Below are 17062 nucleotides of genomic sequence, written 5' to 3' on the forward strand. Positions count from 1 at the left end.
GCGCCGGCGCTGTGCCGGCACGGGCAGTCCACCGCGGACAGCGGCCTGCCGTTATTTGACTTTCCTCGCCCAGGCCGCCCAAGCAACGGCGGCCACGGGCACGATCTGGAGATCTGCACCGTGAATCGTGTGTCCGTCGTCACCCCGACCCGCGCCCTGGCGCTCGCATGTGCGCTGCTGCTGGCCGGCTGCTCGACCGTCGAGGAGTTCTTCTCCGGCGACAAGATCGACTACCGGTCGCAGTCCAAGAAGACCTCGGCACTCGAAGTGCCGCCCGACCTGACGCAGCTGGCCCGCGACGGCCGCTACCAGCCGCAGAGCGGCAGCGTCAGCGCCACCGCGATGCAGGCCGGCGCGCAGGCCGGTGCGGTCACCGCGCCCGCGACGGCGGCGACCGTGGCGCCGAGCACGCTCGGCGACGTGCGCATCGTGCGCGACGGCAACCAGCGCTACCTCGTCACCACGCAGCCGCCGGAGAAGCTGTGGCCCGAACTGCGCGCGTTCTGGCTCGAGCGCGGCTTCACGCTGGCGGTCGACAACGCGCAAGCCGGCGTGATGGAAACCGAATGGGCCGAGAACCGCGCCAAGCTGCCGCAGGACGGCGTGCGTGCGCTGCTCGGCAAGGTGCTCGATTCGCTGTACTCGACTTCCGAGCGCGATCGCTTTCGCACCCGCGTCGAGCGCAACCCAGCCGGCGGCAGCGAGATCTACGTCGCCCACCGTGGCCTGATCGAGGTCTACACCAACCAGCAGCGCGACGTGACGACGTGGCAGCCGCGGCCGACCGATCCGCTGCTCGAAGGCGAGTTCCTGAGCCGGATGATGGTCAAGCTCGGCGGCGCGAAGGACGACGCCAGTGCGCGCACGGTGGTCGCCACCGCCACCGCCGCGCCGGCAGCGCCGGCCCGCGCGCGCCTGCTGGCCGGCCAGCCCGGCGCGGCGATGGAAGTCGACGAGGCCTTCGACCGCGCCTGGCGCCGCGTCGGCCTGGCGCTCGACCGCGGCGGCTTCACCGTCGAGGACCGCGACCGCAGCGCCGGCGTGTACTTCGTGCGCTACGTCGATCCGAAGCTCGCCGGCCAGGAAGAGCCGGGCTTCTTCGCGAAGCTGTTCGGCGCCGACAAGGACCAGGGCAAGCTGCTGCAGCGCTACCGCCTGTCGGTCAAGGGCGCCGGCGAGAAGACGCAGGTCGCGGTGCTGAACAACCAGGGCGCCGCGGACGGCGGCGACGCCGCGAAGCAGATCGTCGCGCGCCTGATCGACGAGCTGAAGTAGGCCGCCCCCGCGGAAGCAAAAAGAGCCGGTGCATGCACCGGCTCTTTGTCTTTGTGGCGCCGCGTGGCGCCCGATCGCTCAGCCGAAGTTGGCTTCGGCGAACGACCAGTTGACCAGCGACGTCAGGAAGGTCTCGACGAACTTCGGACGCGCATTGCGATAGTCGATGTAGTACGCGTGTTCCCACACGTCGACCGTCAGCAGCGGCTTGTCGGCTCCGGTCAGCGGCGTGCCGGCGTTGCTGGTGTTGGCGAGGTCGACCGAGCCATCGGCCTTCTTCACCAGCCAGGTCCAGCCGGAGCCGAAGTTGCCGACCGCGCTCTTCGTGAAGGCTTCCTTGAAGGCGGCGTAGCTGCCCCACTTGGCGTTGATCGCCGCGGCCAGCGCGCCGCTCGGCTCGCCGCCGCCGCCCGGCTTCATGCTGCTCCAGAAGAAGGTGTGGTTCCACACCTGCGCGGCGTTGTTGAACACCGGGCCGCTGGACTTGCGCACGATGTCCTCCAGCGACATCCCGGCGAACTCGGTGCCCGGCAGCAGGTTGTTCAGGTTCGTGACGTAGGCCTGGTGGTGCTTGCCGTGGTGGAACTCGAAGGTCTCCTTCGAGATGTGCGGCGCAAGCGCATCGGGGGCGTAAGGCAGGGGCGGCAGCGTGAAGGTCGACATGGCGATGTCCTCGGCAGTGAGCGGTGCCTCGTGGCACCTGGTTGGGATTTGCGGGGCATTGTAGGCAGCAACATTCGCGCCCACGACCGGCGAAGGGTCAGCCTGCGCCGTCCGGCGCGCGGTCGAGTCGGACCGCGCTCACCTCGAGATCCGCCTGCCCGTCGGACCACTGCGCGAGCAGCGGCTGACCCCGCTGCAGCGCCTGCGCGGTGGTGACGGGGCGCCCGCCGGCGTCGCTGATCCACGCATAACCGCGCGCCAGCACCTGGCGCGGATCGGCCGCTTCCAGGCGCGCGCCGACCTGCACCAGCCGGTCGTGCCGCGCCGCGACCGTGCGCCGCAGCGATGCCGCCAGCCGCTGCGCCAGCTCGTCGATGCGCCGCCGCTGCAGCCGCGTGGTCTGCAGCAAGGCGCTGCGGCCGCGCTGCTGCAGCATCTGCAGCCGGCCGACCTGCAACGACAGCAGCCGCGCCGGCCGCCCCAGCCGCAGCGCGAGGCGGTCGAGCCGTTGCGCCTGCGTGTCGAGTCGCCGTTGCACCGCCTCGCGCAGGCGGCGTTCCAGGTGCGCCAGGCGCTGCAGCTCGTCGTCGCGCAGCGGCGTGGCGAATTCGGCGGCGGCCGTCGGTGTCGGCGCGCGCCGGTCGGCGGCGAGCTCGGCGAGGCAGACATCGGTCTCGTGGCCGACGCCGCAGACCACCGGGATCGGGCTGGCAGCGACCGCGCGCACGACGATCTCCTCGTTGAAGGCCCACAGGTCCTCCAGCGAGCCGCCGCCGCGGCAGACGATCAGCGTCTCGACCTCGGCGCGCACGCCGGCGCGGCGGATCGCCTCGGCCAGCTGCGCGGGCGCCTCGGTACCCTGCACCGGCGCCGGATAGACGATCACGCCGACGTGCGGTGCGCGGCGCCGGATCGCGCTCAACACGTCGTGCAGCGCCGCCGCGGCCAGCGAGGTGACCACGCCGATGCGGGCGGGATAGGCGGCGATCGGCCGCTTGCGCGCGGCATCGAAGAGCCCGGCCGCCTCCAGCCGCGCCTTGCTGCGCAGGAACAGCTCGTACAGCGAGCCGGCGCCGAGCCGCTGCATCGATTCGACGACGCATTGCAGCTCGCCGCGCGCTTCGTAGACGCCGATGCGCCCGCGCAGCTCGACCTGCTGGCCGTCGGCCGGCCGGAAATCGAGCAGCATCGACGCGCGCCGGAACATCGCGCAGCGCAGCACCGCGGCCTGGCCCTCGTCGTCCTTCAGCGTGAAGTAGCAGTGGCCGCTGGCGGCGCGCGTGAAGCCGGTGAGCTCGCCGCGCACGGTGATCGAGCCGAGCCGTGACTGCAGCGCATCGCTGGCCGCCAGCAGCAGCGCCGCGACGCTCCAGGCACGCGCCGGCGGAGGTGTTTGATTCAGCATCGACTGAACGCTCGGGGCGACTTGAAAAGCATGGATTTCCCCAGGTCGGCCTGGCGTGCCTGAAGCGCGGCGACCCCTGTCACGCAATCGTAGCAATGGCGCAAGTCGTTGAATTCAAACAAGAAAGTGCTGCTCAAAAATGTGGCAAACCGTTGCGGAGCCTGAATTGGCGCGCTCTGCGGGCCGCCATGAAAGGCTTGCCCACAAACTTATCCACAGACTCGGTGGATTGTTTGCCCGCGCCAAGCGGCAGGCCCCCGAAGCGCGATTCGACCGCTCGCCGCGTGACGCCATAATCGCGGCTCCGCGGCCGGGCGCACCGCCCGCTGCAAGCCGCCGAAAACCCAAGCCCCACAGCCCAGACAGCGTCTGACGAGGACCCCTTGCTTTCGATCATACAAGCGGCCGGTTGGCCGATCTGGCCCCTGATCCTGTGCTCCGTGATCGGCCTGGCGCTGGTGGTCGAGCGCCTGTTGAGCCTGCGCGAGCGGCGCATCGTGCCGGCCAAGCTGCTCGACGAAGTGCTGGCCGTCACGCGGCAAAGCCTGCCGGCACCCGACGTCGTTGCCAAGCTGCACGACAACTCGGTGCTCGGCCAGGTGCTCGCCGCCGGGCTGCGCGCGGTCGGCACCGATCCGCGGATGAATGAAGCGGCGCTGCGGCTGGTGTTCGAGAACGCCGGCCGCGTCAGCGTGCACCGCCTCGAGCGCTACCTGAACACGCTGGGCACGATCGCCGCCGCCGCGCCGCTGCTGGGCCTGTTCGGCACCGTCGTCGGCATGATCGAGATCTTCGGCTCGCAGGCACCGACCGGTGCGTCGAACCCGGCGCTGCTGGCGCACGGCATCTCGGTGGCGCTGTACAACACCGCGTTCGGCCTGATCATCGCGATCCCGGCGCTGATGTTCTACCGCTACTTCCGCGGCAAGGTCGACTTCTTCGCGCTCGAGCTCGAGCAGGCCGCCGAGCGCATGGTGCCGCACCTGATGCGCTTCGCGCTGCGCACCGCGCCGGCGGCGGCCTCGGCCGCGACGCCGGCAACGCCGGTGGCCGCTTCGCCTTCCGCCTGACCGATCGAGCCTTCAAGCGATGAACTTCCGCCACCGCCGCATGGAAGAGCCGGAGATCAACCTGATCCCGTTCATCGACGTGCTGCTCGTCGTGCTGATCTTCCTGATGCTGTCGACGACCTACAGCCGGTACTCCGAGCTGCAGATCACGCTGCCGGTGGCCGACGCCGAGCGGCTGAAGGAGCGGCCGGGCGAGATCCTGGTGTCGGTGACGGCCGAGGGCCGCTACCTGATCAACCACAAGGCGATCGAGGGCCGCAGCGTCGAGCTGCTGACCGCCGAGCTGAGTGCCGCCGCGACGGCCGGCGCCGGCAGCGACAGCGTGGTGATCCTCTCGGCCGATGCGCTGGCGGCGCACCAGTCGGTGATCAACGTGCTGGACGCGGCGCGCCGCGCGTCGCTGCCGCGCCTGACCTTCGCGACGCAGACCAACAGCGGCACGCGCTAAATCGGCGCGCAGGCCCTCCTTGTCCTGGCAGCAGCGGCTGGTCGAGCAGTGGCAGCAGCCGCGGCCCGGTGCGCTGCTGCTCGCGCTGCGGCCGCTGGCGTGGGTCTACGGCGCGCTGGCGGCGGCTCACCGCGCGCTGTATGCCAGCGGCCTGCGCCGGGCGCGGCGCGCCCCGCGTCCGGTGATCGTGGTCGGCAACCTGGTCGCCGGTGGTGCGGGCAAGACGCCGGCGGTGATCGCGCTGGTCGAGCAGCTGCGCGCGCTGGGTCGACGGCCCGGCGTGCTGTCGCGCGGCCACGGCCGGCAGGATGATGGCGTCCGGCTGGTCAGCCGCGACAGCACGGCGGACGCGGTCGGCGACGAGCCGCTGCTGATCCATCTGCGCACTGGCGTGCCGGTGGCGGTCGGGCGCGACCGGGTCGCGGCGGCCGAGGCGCTGTGTGCTGCGTTTGCGGACATCGACCTGCTGATCGCCGACGACGGGCTGCAGCACCTCGCGCTGCAGCGCGAGCTGCAGATCCTCGTCTTCGACGACCGCGGCGCCGGCAACCACCAGTTGCTGCCGGCGGGGCCGCTGCGCCAGCCGATGCCCGATTCGTTGCCCGAGCGCACGCTGGTGCTCTACAGCCACGGCGTGCAGAGCACGCCGCTGCCCGGGGCGCTCGGCGAACGCCGGCTGGCCGGCTTCACGCCGCTCGCGGACTGGTGGAACGGCGCCGCGCCGCAGGCCGCGGCCCTCGACGCGCTGCGCGCTCGACCGCTGCTGGCCGCCGCCGGGCTGGCGCGGCCGGAGCCGTTCTTTCGCATGCTGGAGGCGCTGGGCCTGCGCATCGGGCGCATGGCCTTGCCGGACCATGCACGCTTCGATGCGCTGCCGTGGCCGGCGAGTACGCCGGACGTGATCGTCACCGAGAAGGACGCCGTCAAGCTGCGGCCCGACGCCGTCGGCACGACGCGGGTCTGGGTCGCGACGCTAGACTTCCGCCTCCCGCCGGACTTCGGCCGCAACGTGCTTGACCGCCTGGAAGGTTCCCGATGAGTTTGGACCACCGATTGATCGACCTTCTCGTCTGCCCGCTGTGCAAGGGGCCGCTGACGATGGGCCGCGACGAAAACGCGCAGCCGCGCGAGCTGCAATGCGCGCCGGACCGCCTCGGCTTTCCGATCCGCGACGGCATCCCGGTGATGCTGGAGAGCGAAGCCCGCGCCCTCGAAGCGCCCGGGCAGGACCCGGCACCGGCCTCCGGCACGTGAACGACGCGCCGAGATGAGCTTCACGGTGCTGATCCCGGCGCGGCTGGCGAGCACGCGGCTGCCCGACAAGCCACTGGCCGACATCGCCGGCCTGCCGATGGTCGTGCGCGTCGCGCAGGCCGCACGCGCCAGCGCTGCCGAGCGCGTGGTCGTCGCCGCGGACGCGCCGGCGATCGTCGCGGCCTGCCGCCGCCACGGAGTCGACGCGATCCTGACGCGCAGCGACCATCCCAGCGGCAGCGACCGCCTGGCCGAAGCCTGCGAGCAACTCGGCCTCGATGGGCAAGCGCGCATCCTCAACGTGCAGGGCGACGAGCCGCTGATCGCGCCGGCGATGATCGACGCCTGCGCACGCCTGCTCGACGAGCGCCCCGACTGCGTGATGTCGACGGTCGCCCATGCGATCGACGATGCGGCCGAGTTCGCCAATCCGAACGTCGTCAAGGTCGTGCTCGATGCGCGATCGCGAGCGCTGTACTTCTCGCGCGCGCCGATCGCCTGGTGGCGCGATGGATTCGCCGCCGCCGGTATCGGCAACACACTGCCGGAGCCGCGGCCGCTGCGCCATGTCGGGCTCTACGGCTACCGCGCCGGCTTCCTGCGGCGTTTTCCGCTGCTCGAGCCGGCGCCGCTGGAACGGCTCGAGGCGCTGGAGCAGCTGCGCGTGCTGTGGCACGGCGAGCGCATCGCGGTGCACGTCAGCACCGAGCGCCCCGGCCCCGGCGTCGACACGCCGGAGGACCTGGAGCGCGTGCGCGCGCTCTTCGCCGGCTCCTGATCCAGCGCAACCCGGGCGATCCCCACTGCAGCGCCCGCCGCGAACCGTCAGTTTCACGCAGGTCCGGCGGCGATAATCGCCCCCGCTGAATCCACGCACTGCCTCCAGCGAAAACCCGGCGGCAGCCAACATCACGAGACGGACCGAGGAACGGATGAGACTGATCCTGTTGGGCGCGCCCGGCGCGGGCAAAGGCACGCAAGCCGCCTACATCTGCCAGAAGTACGGCATCCCCCAGATCTCCACCGGCGACATGCTGCGCGCCGCCGTCAAGGCCGGCAGCGACCTCGGCTTGGCGGCGAAGAAGGTGATGGACGCTGGCGGACTGGTCAGCGACGACATCATCATCGGCCTGGTCAAGGAGCGCATCGCGCAACCGGATTGCGCCAAGGGCTTCCTCTTCGACGGCTTCCCGCGCACGATCCCGCAAGCCGATGCGATGAAGTCGGCCGGCGTCAAGCTCGACGCGGTGCTCGAGATCGACGTGCCGGACGAAGCGATCATCGAGCGCATGAGCGGCCGGCTGTTCCACATTCCGTCGGGCCGCAGCTACCACGTCAAGTACAACCCGCCCAAGACTTCGGGCAAGGACGATGTCACCGGCGAGGACCTGATCCAGCGCGACGACGACAAGGAAGAGACCGTGCGCAAGCGCCTCGCCGTCTACCAGGCGCAGACGCGGCCGCTGGTCGAGTACTACTCGAAGTGGGCGGCCAGCGGCGACGCCCAGGCACCGCGTTATGCGCGCATCGCGGGCATGGGCTCGGTCGACGACATCAAGTCGCGCGCCTTGGCGGCACTGGAAGGCTGATCATGCAGATCGCAGGCAAGAGCTTCATCGTCACCGGCGGCGCGTCGGGCCTGGGTGAAGGCACCGTGCGCATGCTGGTGCACAACGGCGGCAAGGTGGTGATCGCCGACGTGCAGGCCGACAAGGGCCAGGCGCTGGCCGCCGAGCTCGGCGCGGCGACCGTCTTCGCGCGCTGCGACGTCAGCCAGGAAGCCGACGGTCGCGCTGCAGTCGCGGCCGCGCAATCCCTTGGCAAGCTCTGCGGGCTGATCAACTGCGCCGGCATCGCGCCGGCGATCAAGACCGTCGGCAAGGACGGCGCGCACGCGCTGGATGCCTTCACGAAGACGATCACCGTCAACCTGATCGGCAGCTTCAACATGATCCGCCTGGCGGCCGAGGCGATGTGCCGCAACGAGCCCGAACCGACAGGCGAGCGCGGCGTGCTGATCAACACCGCCAGCGTCGCCGCCTACGACGGCCAGATCGGCCAGGCGGCGTATGCGGCCTCGAAAGGCGGCGTCGTCGGCATGACCTTGCCGATCGCCCGCGACCTGGCCCGCAACGGCATCCGCGTGATGACCATCGCGCCGGGCATCTTCGGCACGCCGATGCTGTTCAAGATGCCGCAGGAAGTGCAGGACGCGCTCGCCGCCAGCGTGCCCTTCCCCAGCCGCCTCGGCCGCCCCGAGGACTACGCCAAGCTGGTGCAGCAGATCGTCGAGAACGACATGCTCAATGGCGAGGTGATCCGGCTGGATGGGGCGATCCGGATGGCGCCGAAGTAGTGATGCGGCGGCGTCAGACGTCGTAGACGTCGTTGATGCTGCCGAAGTGGTTCAGCGCCTCGTTCATCGCGGTGATCATGCGGCGCTCCGGCTCCGCAATCATCGGGTGCCAGGTGTCGAAGATCAGCACCACACGCAACTCGTCGCTGTCGTTCCAGGCCTCGTGCTCGATCGTGTCGTCGAAAACCCAGACGCGACCCGGCGCCCATTCGCGCACGGTGTTCCCGACACGGAAGCGACAACCGGCCGGCACGATCAGCGGCAGGTGGCACACCAGCCGCGCATTGCTCGCGCCGACATGCGGCGGAATGTGGGTGCGCGGCTTGAGCAGCGAGTACATCGCCACGGGCGTACGACCCGGTTGATCAGGGCTCGGAATCTTGCGCCAGGCGGCCACGGTGCGCGGGCAGCGCTCGACATTGCCGCTGACAGGCTGCCCGTCCTTCCAGAGGTGGAACGCACTCCAGCGGGGTGAATGGTTCAATTCCGCCCATTGCGCAACGGGCTCGTCCTGGCCGTAGCGGATGTACGGCTCGAATCCCTGATCGGCGCGCAGCACGGCCAGAAACTCGTCCCGGATCGCATCCGTTTCAGCCTCGAGTTCCTCGATCCATGGAAAGTGCTCGCGATCGAAGAACTCGATCGCCGGCAGGCCGGGCACGAAGTAGCGCATCGGCTGCGAATCGAAGCGGCGCTTGCGGCCGAGCAGGATGTCCAGCGACAGCTTGAAGCGCGCAAGGCTCGCGCCATCGAGCTCGCGCAAGTGCGGCTCCAGGAAGCCATCGACCGCGGCAGCGAGATCATTCTGGTAACGATCGCGGTACTCGATGGCATGGCTCACCGCTGGGCGCAGCTCGGGCAGCAGCCGATCCATCGCCGGCGCGACCGCGGCGGCCGCCCCGTAGGCCCCGGCAGCGCGATGGGTCTTGCCCTGCCGCTCATACAGGTTTCCGCGCAGGAACAGCGCCAGCAGGTCCGACGGATCGGCTGCCGCCGCGCGAAACAGCGCCTCCTCCTCGGCAGCATCGTCGCCGAGCCGTTGGCACGCCAGCGCAAGGTTGACCCACTGTCGAGCATCGCGGCCGTCGGCCTGTGCCGCGCGCTGGAACGCGACCCGCGCGGCCGCGAAGTCACCGCCCTTGAATGCCTCCTGGCCGACCTGGGTCAGCGCGGCCGCATGGTCGGGCCGCAGTTCGAGCACGCGCTGCCAGGCCAGCAGCGCCTCCCGCGGACGACCGCCATTCATCGCCTCGATCGCCTGGCGCTCGTACTCGGCCAGCGCCTGCGCATGGGATAGGGATGTCATGAAAGTGATTGTCGATGGAAAAGAAACGGCGAGCCGCAGCTCGCCGTTTTCGGACTAAACGAAAGAACCGGTCAGAACGTGTAGGTCGCGTTGAAGAAGATCCGGCGACCGAACGAGTCGTACACACCCGGGTAGGTGTTGCCGTTGCCGGTGCCCGTGTTGAGCTGGGCCGTGATCGGCGGATCCTTGTCGAGCAGGTTGTTGACGCCGAACAGCAACTGGAAGTTCTTCGTGACGTTCCAGGTGCCGGCCAGGTCGAGGTAGTCGCGCTTGCCGAGCAACCGGTCGACCGGGTTCGACGGACCTGCGAGCAGCGGGTTCGTGCTGGTTTCCTGCTGCTCGACCTCGCCCAGGTGGCGCCAGGTCACCGACACGTCCGCGCTCCACGGCGTCTGCCACGTGAAACGCAGCTTGTGACGCCACTCCGGCCGCGGCGTGCCGCACTTGTTGGCGCCGTAGAGGCCGACGCAGTCGTAGCTGCCGTCACCCGGGATTTCCTCGGTCTCGTGCTTCTTCAGCAGCGTGCCGACGAAGCTCACGCCCAGCGTGCCCATGCCGCCCAGGCGCTGCGTGTAGCTGGCGCCGAAGTCGAGGCCGTTGGTGCGCACGCTGCCGATGTTGGTGTTGGTCGCGACGATGCGGCCTTCGTCCAGCAGCCACAGCGTGCCCAGGCGGTCGCGCTGGATCAGGCCGCAGAACACCGGGTCGCCGGTGGCCAGGCACTTGCTCAGCGTGGTCGTCGGGTCGACGATGTTGATGTTGTCCTTGACCTTGATGTCGAAGTAATCGACGCTCAGGTTCAGGTTCGCCATCGGCGACAGCACGATGCCGAAGGTCTTCGACTCACCGCGCTCGGGCCTCAGGTTCGGGTTGCCACCCTGCAGGAAGTTGTATTGGTCGGCCGGGCTGTCCTGGATCGTGCCGTACTGAGCCGCCGTCACGCCTGTGCGCGCGCACTGCTCGCGCGTGGCCTGCGGGGTCTCGCCGGCGCACGGATCGCTTTCCATGTCGAACAGGTTGTTGCCCTGTGCGGTGAACAGCTCGATCAGGTTCGGTGCCCGCGTGGTGCGCTGCACGCTGCCGCGCAGGCGGACCTGCTTGACCGGCGCCCACTCCATGCCGACGCCCCAGGTGTCGGTGTTGAACTTCTCGTACTTCGACGAGCGGGCGCTCAACGAGGCGTTCAGCACATCGGCAAACGGCTTCTCCTGCATGATCGGCACGCGCACTTCGCCGAAGACCTCCTTCACGCGAATCTGGCCGTTGATGCCCGCGGTCGGACCGCCCGAACCGGACAGATCACCCGCCGCAGTGGAGGCGTCCGTCTCGCGAGAGAGCTTCTCGCGCCGGTTCTCCAGGCCGATCGCGACACCGATGCCGTCCTTCGCCGTCGGCAGCTTCAGGCCGTAGTTGCTCAGGTCGGCCGACGCGGTGAAGCCTTGCATGCTCAGCTCGGTCGAGCCCTTGCGCAGGCCCGGCGTCTGCAGGTAGTCGAGCTGTGCCTGCGTCACGCCGCCCAGGCGCCACGGGTTGTAGGGCACGCACGCCGGATCGGTGCCGTCTTGCACCGAGCGGCAGGTGGCCACGCCATTGACGTTGACCACGTCCATCGCGCGCGCGATGCGCGGCGTCAGGAAGTAGTTCTTCTCGTTCTGCGTGTAGAGCACGCGGCCTTCGATCAGGTAGCCGTCGTAGCTCCACGGACCGACGTCACCCTTGACACCGACGACGTTGCGGAAGCTGGTGTTGCGGAACTCCGACTGCCGGCCACCGCCCTCGACGTTGCGGCGCTGCAGGACGACGTCGGTGGTGTCGCCCGGGTTGACGAGCCCGAGCGCCGTGCGCCAGCTGGCGGACAGCAGCGGGTTGTCGAAGGCGACCGTGTGGATGCTGCCGAACGCGCCGCCCGGGGCGATCTGCGCCACGGTGTGGTCGTCGTGGAACGAGAACTCGCCGTACACCTTGGCGAACTTGCTGACCTCATAGTTCGCGTAGGCGTTGAAGCCGTAGCGTTCCGACGGGCGCTGGAAGTAGTTCAGCGGCCCGAAGTTGTACTGGTCGGTCGCATTGGCGAACGTGCGGGCCGTACCGTTCGCATCGGCGGTCGTGAAGACGCGGTTGTTCGTCAGGTTCGTGATGCGGCCGGTGGCATTGGTGCCCGAGCCGCCGCAGACGAAGCCGGTGGCCGACGACGCGACCGAGCAGGCGCTGAAGTCGCGCTCCGATTGCAGCAGCGCGTCGTCCTTCTTGTACGAGAAGTAGACGGTGGCGTTGCCCTTGTTGTTGGCGAAGTTGCCGCCCAGCAGCACGCTGAAATCGGTGGACTTGCCGTCGGAGCTCTTGTCGCCGGGGACGTTGAACTCGGCCGGGTTCGTGGCACCGCGCGCGCGCACGATGTCGGCCACGCCGGCGGCGTTCTGCTGCGAGTGGTTGTAGAAGCTGTGGTTCAACTGCAGCTGAACGCCTTCGAAGCGGTCGTTCATGATGAAGTTGACGACGCCGGCGACGGCGTCGGAGCCGTAGACCGCGGACGCGCCACCGGTCAGCACTTCGACGCGCCGGATCAGGCCGGCCGGGATCTGGTTCAGGTCAGGCGACGTGCCGGCCTGCACCGGGCTGCCGATCATCATGCGCCGGCCGTTGACCAGCACCAGCGTGCGCTCGGGGCCGATGCCGCGCAGGTCGACAGTCGCGGTACCGGTCGCGCCGTTGGCCACCGTGCTGCCCTGGTCGGCGAGCACCTGCGGCAGGTTGTTCAGCAGGCTTTCGACGTTGCGCAAGCCTTCGACCTTGATTTCCTTGGCGTCGATCACCGTGACGGGGCTGATGCCCTCGACCTCGATCGTCTTGATGCGCGAACCGGTGATCTCGACACGCTCTTGCGCCAGGCCCGGCAGGGCCGTCATCGCCAGTACGCCGCCAAAACTCAGCGCTAGCGCGCTGGCGATTCTGTTTCGCTTGAACACTTCGCTCTCCTGTGAGAAAGGGGTGAAAAGAAGGAGGCGTCCACGTAATTGACGCAACATGCCTTGTAAGCATGCGGCGTACCACCACGCGAAACCCGTGACTGGATTTTTGGTTACTGCCGTGTGAGCGCCACGTAGGGGAAGCGAGAGAGCCGTTGTTTTTGCGCATCGCGTTTACGCGCGCATGTTGGCGTGAAGCAACGCAGCTCAGATGCTCCACTCGCCGGGTGCACCGCGCTGGCGATCGACCGCCTCGAACATCGCGCTGACCTGCGCGCGTTCTGCAGCACTCAGCTCGGGACGCCAGACCTCGAAGAGCAGGATGACCCGCGTGCGATCGGTGGGATTCCAGGCCTCGTGCTCGATCGTGTCGTCGAACAGCCAGGCGCGACCTTCGACCCATTCACGCACTTCGTTGCCGACACGCAATGCACAGCCTTGGGGCACGACCAGCGGCAAGTGCACGATCAAGCGCGTATTGACGAACCCGTGGTGCGGGGGTATGCGCGTCCCCGGCCGCAACACCGAAAATAGCGCAGCAGGCGAGCGGCCAGGCATCTGCGTCAGCGGCGCGTGCGCCAGCGCCGCCATGGTGCGCGGACAGCGCTCGGCATTGCGTGCGACAACCTGGCCGTGCTGCCACAGGAAGAAGGCGCTCCACTGCGGGTTGTCCACGAGGCCGCCGCGCTGAGCCGGGCGCCGCGGATCGGACTGCACATAGGGCACCAGATCACCCGCGTCGAGCACGGCCAGCATTTCGGCGCGAATGTCGTCCGTGGCCGCCTCGATGGCGTCCAGCCACGGAAATGCCGAACGGTCGTGGAACTGAATCGTCGGCAATTCCGGAAAGTGGAAGTGCCGCGGCTGTGACGGATAGAACTGGCGCTCGCCGAGCAGGATGTCGAGGGCCTGCGCAAAGCGCGGCGACGACGGCGGGCCGATCGAGCGGCGGAAGTCCTGCGCGAGTTGCGCCACGAGCCGCGCACGTTCGGTCTCGGCACGCTCGAGCTCGCGTCGCAGGGCATGGGGCACCACGGCGCCTTCGGGCACGGCAACGATCGCCGCCTCGTAGAAGGCAGCCGCAGCGGCTGCATCGCCTTCGGCCAGCAAGACGTCACCCTTGAGCAGCAGCGCGAGGACGTTGCGCGGCTCGCGCGCCAGCACCGCTTCGACGGCCTGACGTGCCGCCGCCAGGTCGCGTCGCCCGAGGGCTGCGCGAACGGTCGATTCGAAGTCGGCAGTGGTCGACCGGTGGTTCATGGTTCGCCTCGATGGCGTACCTGGACAAGTGCGAAATCGGGACAGGGCCGATCGTTGCCGATCGACCCCTGCCCCCCACGCCTAACTGCAGTGCGGTGTTGCTTGCGTATCAGTCGAATGCGTAACGCAGGCCCAGGTAGTACCGGCGACCGATCGCGTCATAGGTCCCACCATCGGTCTCGACACCCGTGTCGTTCCCGGGCAAGCCCGACGGGATCAGCGGCGGCTTGGTATTGAACAGGTTGTTCACGCCGAAGTAGAACTGCGCCGACTTGCCCATCCTGTAGGTCAGCTGCGCGTCGGTGTAGGTCTTCGCGGCCACCTTGCCGGCTTCCTTCGGATACTCGCTCGCGATCATGAACTGGTCGTCGAGGTAGGACTTGCCGATGTAGGAGATGGTGCTCTTGAGGCCGAAGTTGCCGATGTCGTAGCCCAGCAGCATGGTCCAGCGGTCCTTCGGTGCGCCGACTTCGCCTGTCGTGTGGTCGCGCTCCGCATCGGGCGTGGTTTTCTGCCACGCCTTCATCAGGTGCGAGTACGAGAGCCGGCCGAGGAAATTGCCGCCGGCGAGCTTGGTCCGGAAGCTCGTGGTGATGTCAACGCCTTCGTTGAACCGGCCGCCGGTGTTCTCGAAGGTGGAGTTGATGATCGCCAGCGCGCCGGCGCTGTTGCCGCCGACAGCGACCTGACGCCGCGCGATGTCCTTGCAGAAGAACGGATCGCCGCCGTAGCACTGGGTCAGCTGGAACTGGCGACCGGGCAACTCGATGGCGTCGCTGATCTCGATCTTGTAGTAGTCCACCGTGACGTCGAGATTGGCCATCGGCGTCATCACCAGGCCCAGCGTCGTCGAACGGCCCTTTTCGGCGCCCAGGCTCTGGTTGCCCTTGTTGAAGCCGCTGACACCCTGCAGATCGGCCTGCGTCAGCGTGAACTTGCCGTTCGCCGCGATGTTGGCCATCACGCCCGGATCCTTGCGGCAGGCCTCGGAGATCGCGCCGGTGGACGTGGCGGTCACGCCGACGCACGGGTCGACCAGGCCGGTCGGGAAGGTCTGGTTCGGGCCCTGGAACAACTCGCCGATGTTCGGCGCGCGCGTCGACTGCGCAGTGGTCGCGCGGAATCGGAACATCGAGTTGAACGCCCAATCGAAGCCGGCGTTCCAGCTCGTCGTGCTGCCGGCGCTCGAGTACTTGCCCGAACGCACCGCCAGGCTGGCGTCGAGTGACTTGACGAACGGCTTGTCCTTCAGGATCGGGATGCGCACTTCGCCGAAGGCTTCCTTCACGTCGAAGCCGCCCTCGGTGATCGGGCGCGCGTTGCCCAGGTTCAGGCCGAGCTGCGTCAGCGCATCGGCGACGTCACTCGAGGTCTCCTTGCGGTACTCGACGCCGACCGCCACGCCGAGCGGCCCGGCCGGCAGCTCGACCGGCTCGCCGGAGATCGTGGCGCCGGTGAAGGACTGCGTGATCTTGGTGACCAGCGTGCTCGGTGCGTGCAGGTATTGCGCCGCGGCCGGGCTGATCGTATTGGCGCCGAAGACATTGACCGGCACGCAGCCGGAGGCACGCGCGATCGGGTCGGCACAGATGACGTTGCCGTTGGCGTCGGGGATCGCTGCCAGCGCGTAGCGGAAGTTCGCCGCATTGACCTGGCCGGTGCCGTATTGCGCTTCCTTCGTGAAGCCGTAGGCCGCATAGGCGTTGTAGTTCCACTTGCCGATGTCGCCCTCGACGCCGGTGAGGAAGCGGAAGGTGTCGCGATCGGTCTTGTTGCCGCGGTTCGCAATATCGGACAAGCGGCGCGTGAAGTTGTAGTCCTTCAGGCCGTCGCCGTCGCGGTCGGTCAGCAGGTTGAACAGCGCCTGCGGCATGTACGGGTTCTTGACCTTCTCGCCGTTGACCAGCGTTTCGGCAGGCACGAACTTGCCGCCGGCGAAGATCGGGTTGGTGCCACCGGTGGAATCGACCGCGAAGGGCTCCAGGCGCGACTTCGTCTTGGTCGCCGCGTAGGTGCCTTCGAAGAACACCTTGGCCATCTCACTGACCTGGTGTTCGCCATTGGCGGCGAACAGCAGCCGGTCGGTCGGCACGGCGATCGTGCGGATCGCATTGCGGTTGTAGCCGTGCGCGCCGACACCATCGCCATTCGGGCCGTTGGTGCTGAACGGTACCAGGTTGCCGTTGGCGTCGAACGTGCGGTTGCCGCCCTGGTAGAAGAAGCGGCCCTGCGGCGCGAAGCTCGAATAGAACGGCGTCAGGTTGACGAACAGGTCCGCCGGATCGCCGGTCAGCCCTTCGGCCTTCGAGAAGCCGTCGATCGCCGAGATCGAGCGATCGGCCGAGTACACCGGACCCTGCTTGGACACCGAGAAGTGGCCGATCATCTTGCTCTTGCCGTCGCTGGAATTGGCGCCGACGCTGGCGCTGAACTTGCGCAGCGTGTCGTCGCCTTCCTGGCTCTGGCCGACCTGGGCATCGAGCAGGATGCCCTTGATGCTCTTCTTCAGGATGATGTTGACGACGCCGCCGACCGCATCCGAGCCATACAGCGCCGACGCGCCGCCGGTCAGGATCTCGACGCGCTCGATGAGGTCCGTCGGGATCGTGTTCAGGTCGATCGCGGCCTGGCCCGATTGGCCGGCGACGTAGCGGCGGCCGTTGACCAGCACCAGCGTGCGCTCCTCGCCGAGGTTGCGCAGGTCGATCGTCGAGACGCCGACGCTCGAGGTGATGAAGTTGGAGTTGGTGCGGCTGATGGTCGGCGTGCCGAACGCCGGGTTCTTCAGGATGATTTCCTGCAGGTTCACCGAGCCGGACGCAGCGATGTCTGCAGCGGTCAGCACCTGAACCGGTGCGGGCGACGCCGCATTGGGCGACACGATGCGACTGCCGGTGATTTCAACGCGCTGGCCGGCTTCTTGAGCGATCGCAATGTGAGCAAACGCGCCCGCGCCGATGGCCAGAACCAAGCTGGTCGAAAGGCGGGTTCTCTGGAATGACATGGAGCTGATCTCCTGGAGGAAGGTGGGGTGATCGACAAGCCACGACCTGGGGCCG

14 protein-coding genes are annotated in these 17062 nt (G+C 68.4%); 8 read left to right on the top strand and 6 right to left on the bottom strand.

All coding sequences use genetic code 11. The features are described 5' to 3' along the window. Window positions 1–120 precede the first annotated feature (120 nt). Window positions 121–1275 carry an outer membrane protein assembly factor BamC gene (gene bamC / locus HLB44_RS23925; RefSeq protein ID WP_343051517.1) on the top strand — a complete coding sequence of 385 codons (1155 nt, stop codon included), beginning with the start codon at window positions 121–123 and terminating at the stop codon, window positions 1273–1275. Window positions 1276–1353: 78 nt separating this feature from the next. Here the strand turns inward: bamC and HLB44_RS23930 are convergent, their stop codons facing one another. Then, window positions 1354–1938: a superoxide dismutase gene (locus HLB44_RS23930; protein WP_173128186.1), complete on the bottom strand. Its 585-nt coding sequence runs from the start codon at window positions 1936–1938 to the stop codon at window positions 1354–1356. A gap of 97 nt (window positions 1939–2035) precedes the next feature. Continuing rightward, a complete protein-coding gene (gene xseA, locus HLB44_RS23935) occupies window positions 2036–3343 on the bottom strand; it encodes an exodeoxyribonuclease VII large subunit (protein ID WP_173128189.1) in 1308 nt (435 codons plus the stop codon). A gap of 383 nt (window positions 3344–3726) precedes the next feature. Here xseA and HLB44_RS23940 point away from each other — a divergent pair, with 383 nt between their 5' ends. The 7 genes from HLB44_RS23940 to HLB44_RS23970 all read left to right on the top strand — a co-directional run bounded on the left by HLB44_RS23940 (window position 3727) and on the right by HLB44_RS23970 (window position 8471). Continuing rightward, window positions 3727–4413 (top strand): MotA/TolQ/ExbB proton channel family protein, encoded by a 687-nt coding sequence (locus HLB44_RS23940; protein WP_173128192.1) that lies wholly within the window; start codon window positions 3727–3729, stop codon window positions 4411–4413. 19 nt (window positions 4414–4432) lie between these two features. Beyond that, entirely contained in the window at window positions 4433–4861 is a 429-nt protein-coding gene (locus HLB44_RS23945; RefSeq protein ID WP_173128195.1) for an ExbD/TolR family protein, read from the top strand. A gap of 19 nt (window positions 4862–4880) precedes the next feature. Further along, window positions 4881–5900 (top strand): tetraacyldisaccharide 4'-kinase, encoded by a 1020-nt coding sequence (gene lpxK, locus HLB44_RS23950; protein WP_173128197.1) that lies wholly within the window; start codon window positions 4881–4883, stop codon window positions 5898–5900. Window positions 5901–5902: 2 nt separating this feature from the next. Beyond that, window positions 5903–6115, top strand: a complete 213-nt coding sequence (locus tag HLB44_RS23955; protein ID WP_173128642.1) for a Trm112 family protein — start codon at window positions 5903–5905, stop codon at window positions 6113–6115. Window positions 6116–6128: 13 nt separating this feature from the next. Further along, on the top strand, window positions 6129–6893 hold the full coding sequence (gene kdsB / locus HLB44_RS23960; protein WP_173128200.1) for a 3-deoxy-manno-octulosonate cytidylyltransferase: 765 nt from the start codon (window positions 6129–6131) through the stop codon (window positions 6891–6893). A 154-nt stretch (window positions 6894–7047) separates the two neighbouring features. Beyond that, window positions 7048–7704 (top strand): adenylate kinase, encoded by a 657-nt coding sequence (gene adk, locus HLB44_RS23965; protein ID WP_173128203.1) that lies wholly within the window; start codon window positions 7048–7050, stop codon window positions 7702–7704. A 2-nt stretch (window positions 7705–7706) separates the two neighbouring features. Next, window positions 7707–8471, top strand: coding sequence for a 3-hydroxyacyl-CoA dehydrogenase (locus HLB44_RS23970; protein ID WP_173128206.1), 765 nt, complete (start codon window positions 7707–7709; stop codon window positions 8469–8471). Between the two features lie 13 nt (window positions 8472–8484). On the opposite strand, the gene HLB44_RS23975 is transcribed toward HLB44_RS23970, so the two are convergent. The 4 genes from HLB44_RS23975 to HLB44_RS23990 all read right to left on the bottom strand — a co-directional run bounded on the left by HLB44_RS23975 (window position 8485) and on the right by HLB44_RS23990 (window position 17007). Further along, on the bottom strand, window positions 8485–9777 hold the full coding sequence (locus tag HLB44_RS23975) for an aspartyl/asparaginyl beta-hydroxylase domain-containing protein (protein ID WP_173128209.1): 1293 nt from the start codon (window positions 9775–9777) through the stop codon (window positions 8485–8487). 71 nt (window positions 9778–9848) lie between these two features. Then, window positions 9849–12683 (bottom strand): TonB-dependent receptor domain-containing protein, encoded by a 2835-nt coding sequence (locus tag HLB44_RS23980; RefSeq protein ID WP_173128212.1) that lies wholly within the window; start codon window positions 12681–12683, stop codon window positions 9849–9851. 267 nt (window positions 12684–12950) lie between these two features. After that, window positions 12951–14003, bottom strand: coding sequence for an aspartyl/asparaginyl beta-hydroxylase domain-containing protein (locus tag HLB44_RS23985; RefSeq protein ID WP_173128215.1), 1053 nt, complete (start codon window positions 14001–14003; stop codon window positions 12951–12953). Between the two features lie 109 nt (window positions 14004–14112). Next, on the bottom strand, window positions 14113–17007 hold the full coding sequence (locus tag HLB44_RS23990; protein WP_173128218.1) for a TonB-dependent receptor domain-containing protein: 2895 nt from the start codon (window positions 17005–17007) through the stop codon (window positions 14113–14115). Window positions 17008–17062 lie beyond the last annotated feature (55 nt).

Origin of the sequence: Pseudaquabacterium terrae, from assembly GCF_013266755.1 — a bacterium.
In the GTDB taxonomy this organism is placed as follows: Bacteria; Pseudomonadota; Gammaproteobacteria; order Burkholderiales; family Burkholderiaceae_C; genus Pseudaquabacterium; species Pseudaquabacterium terrae.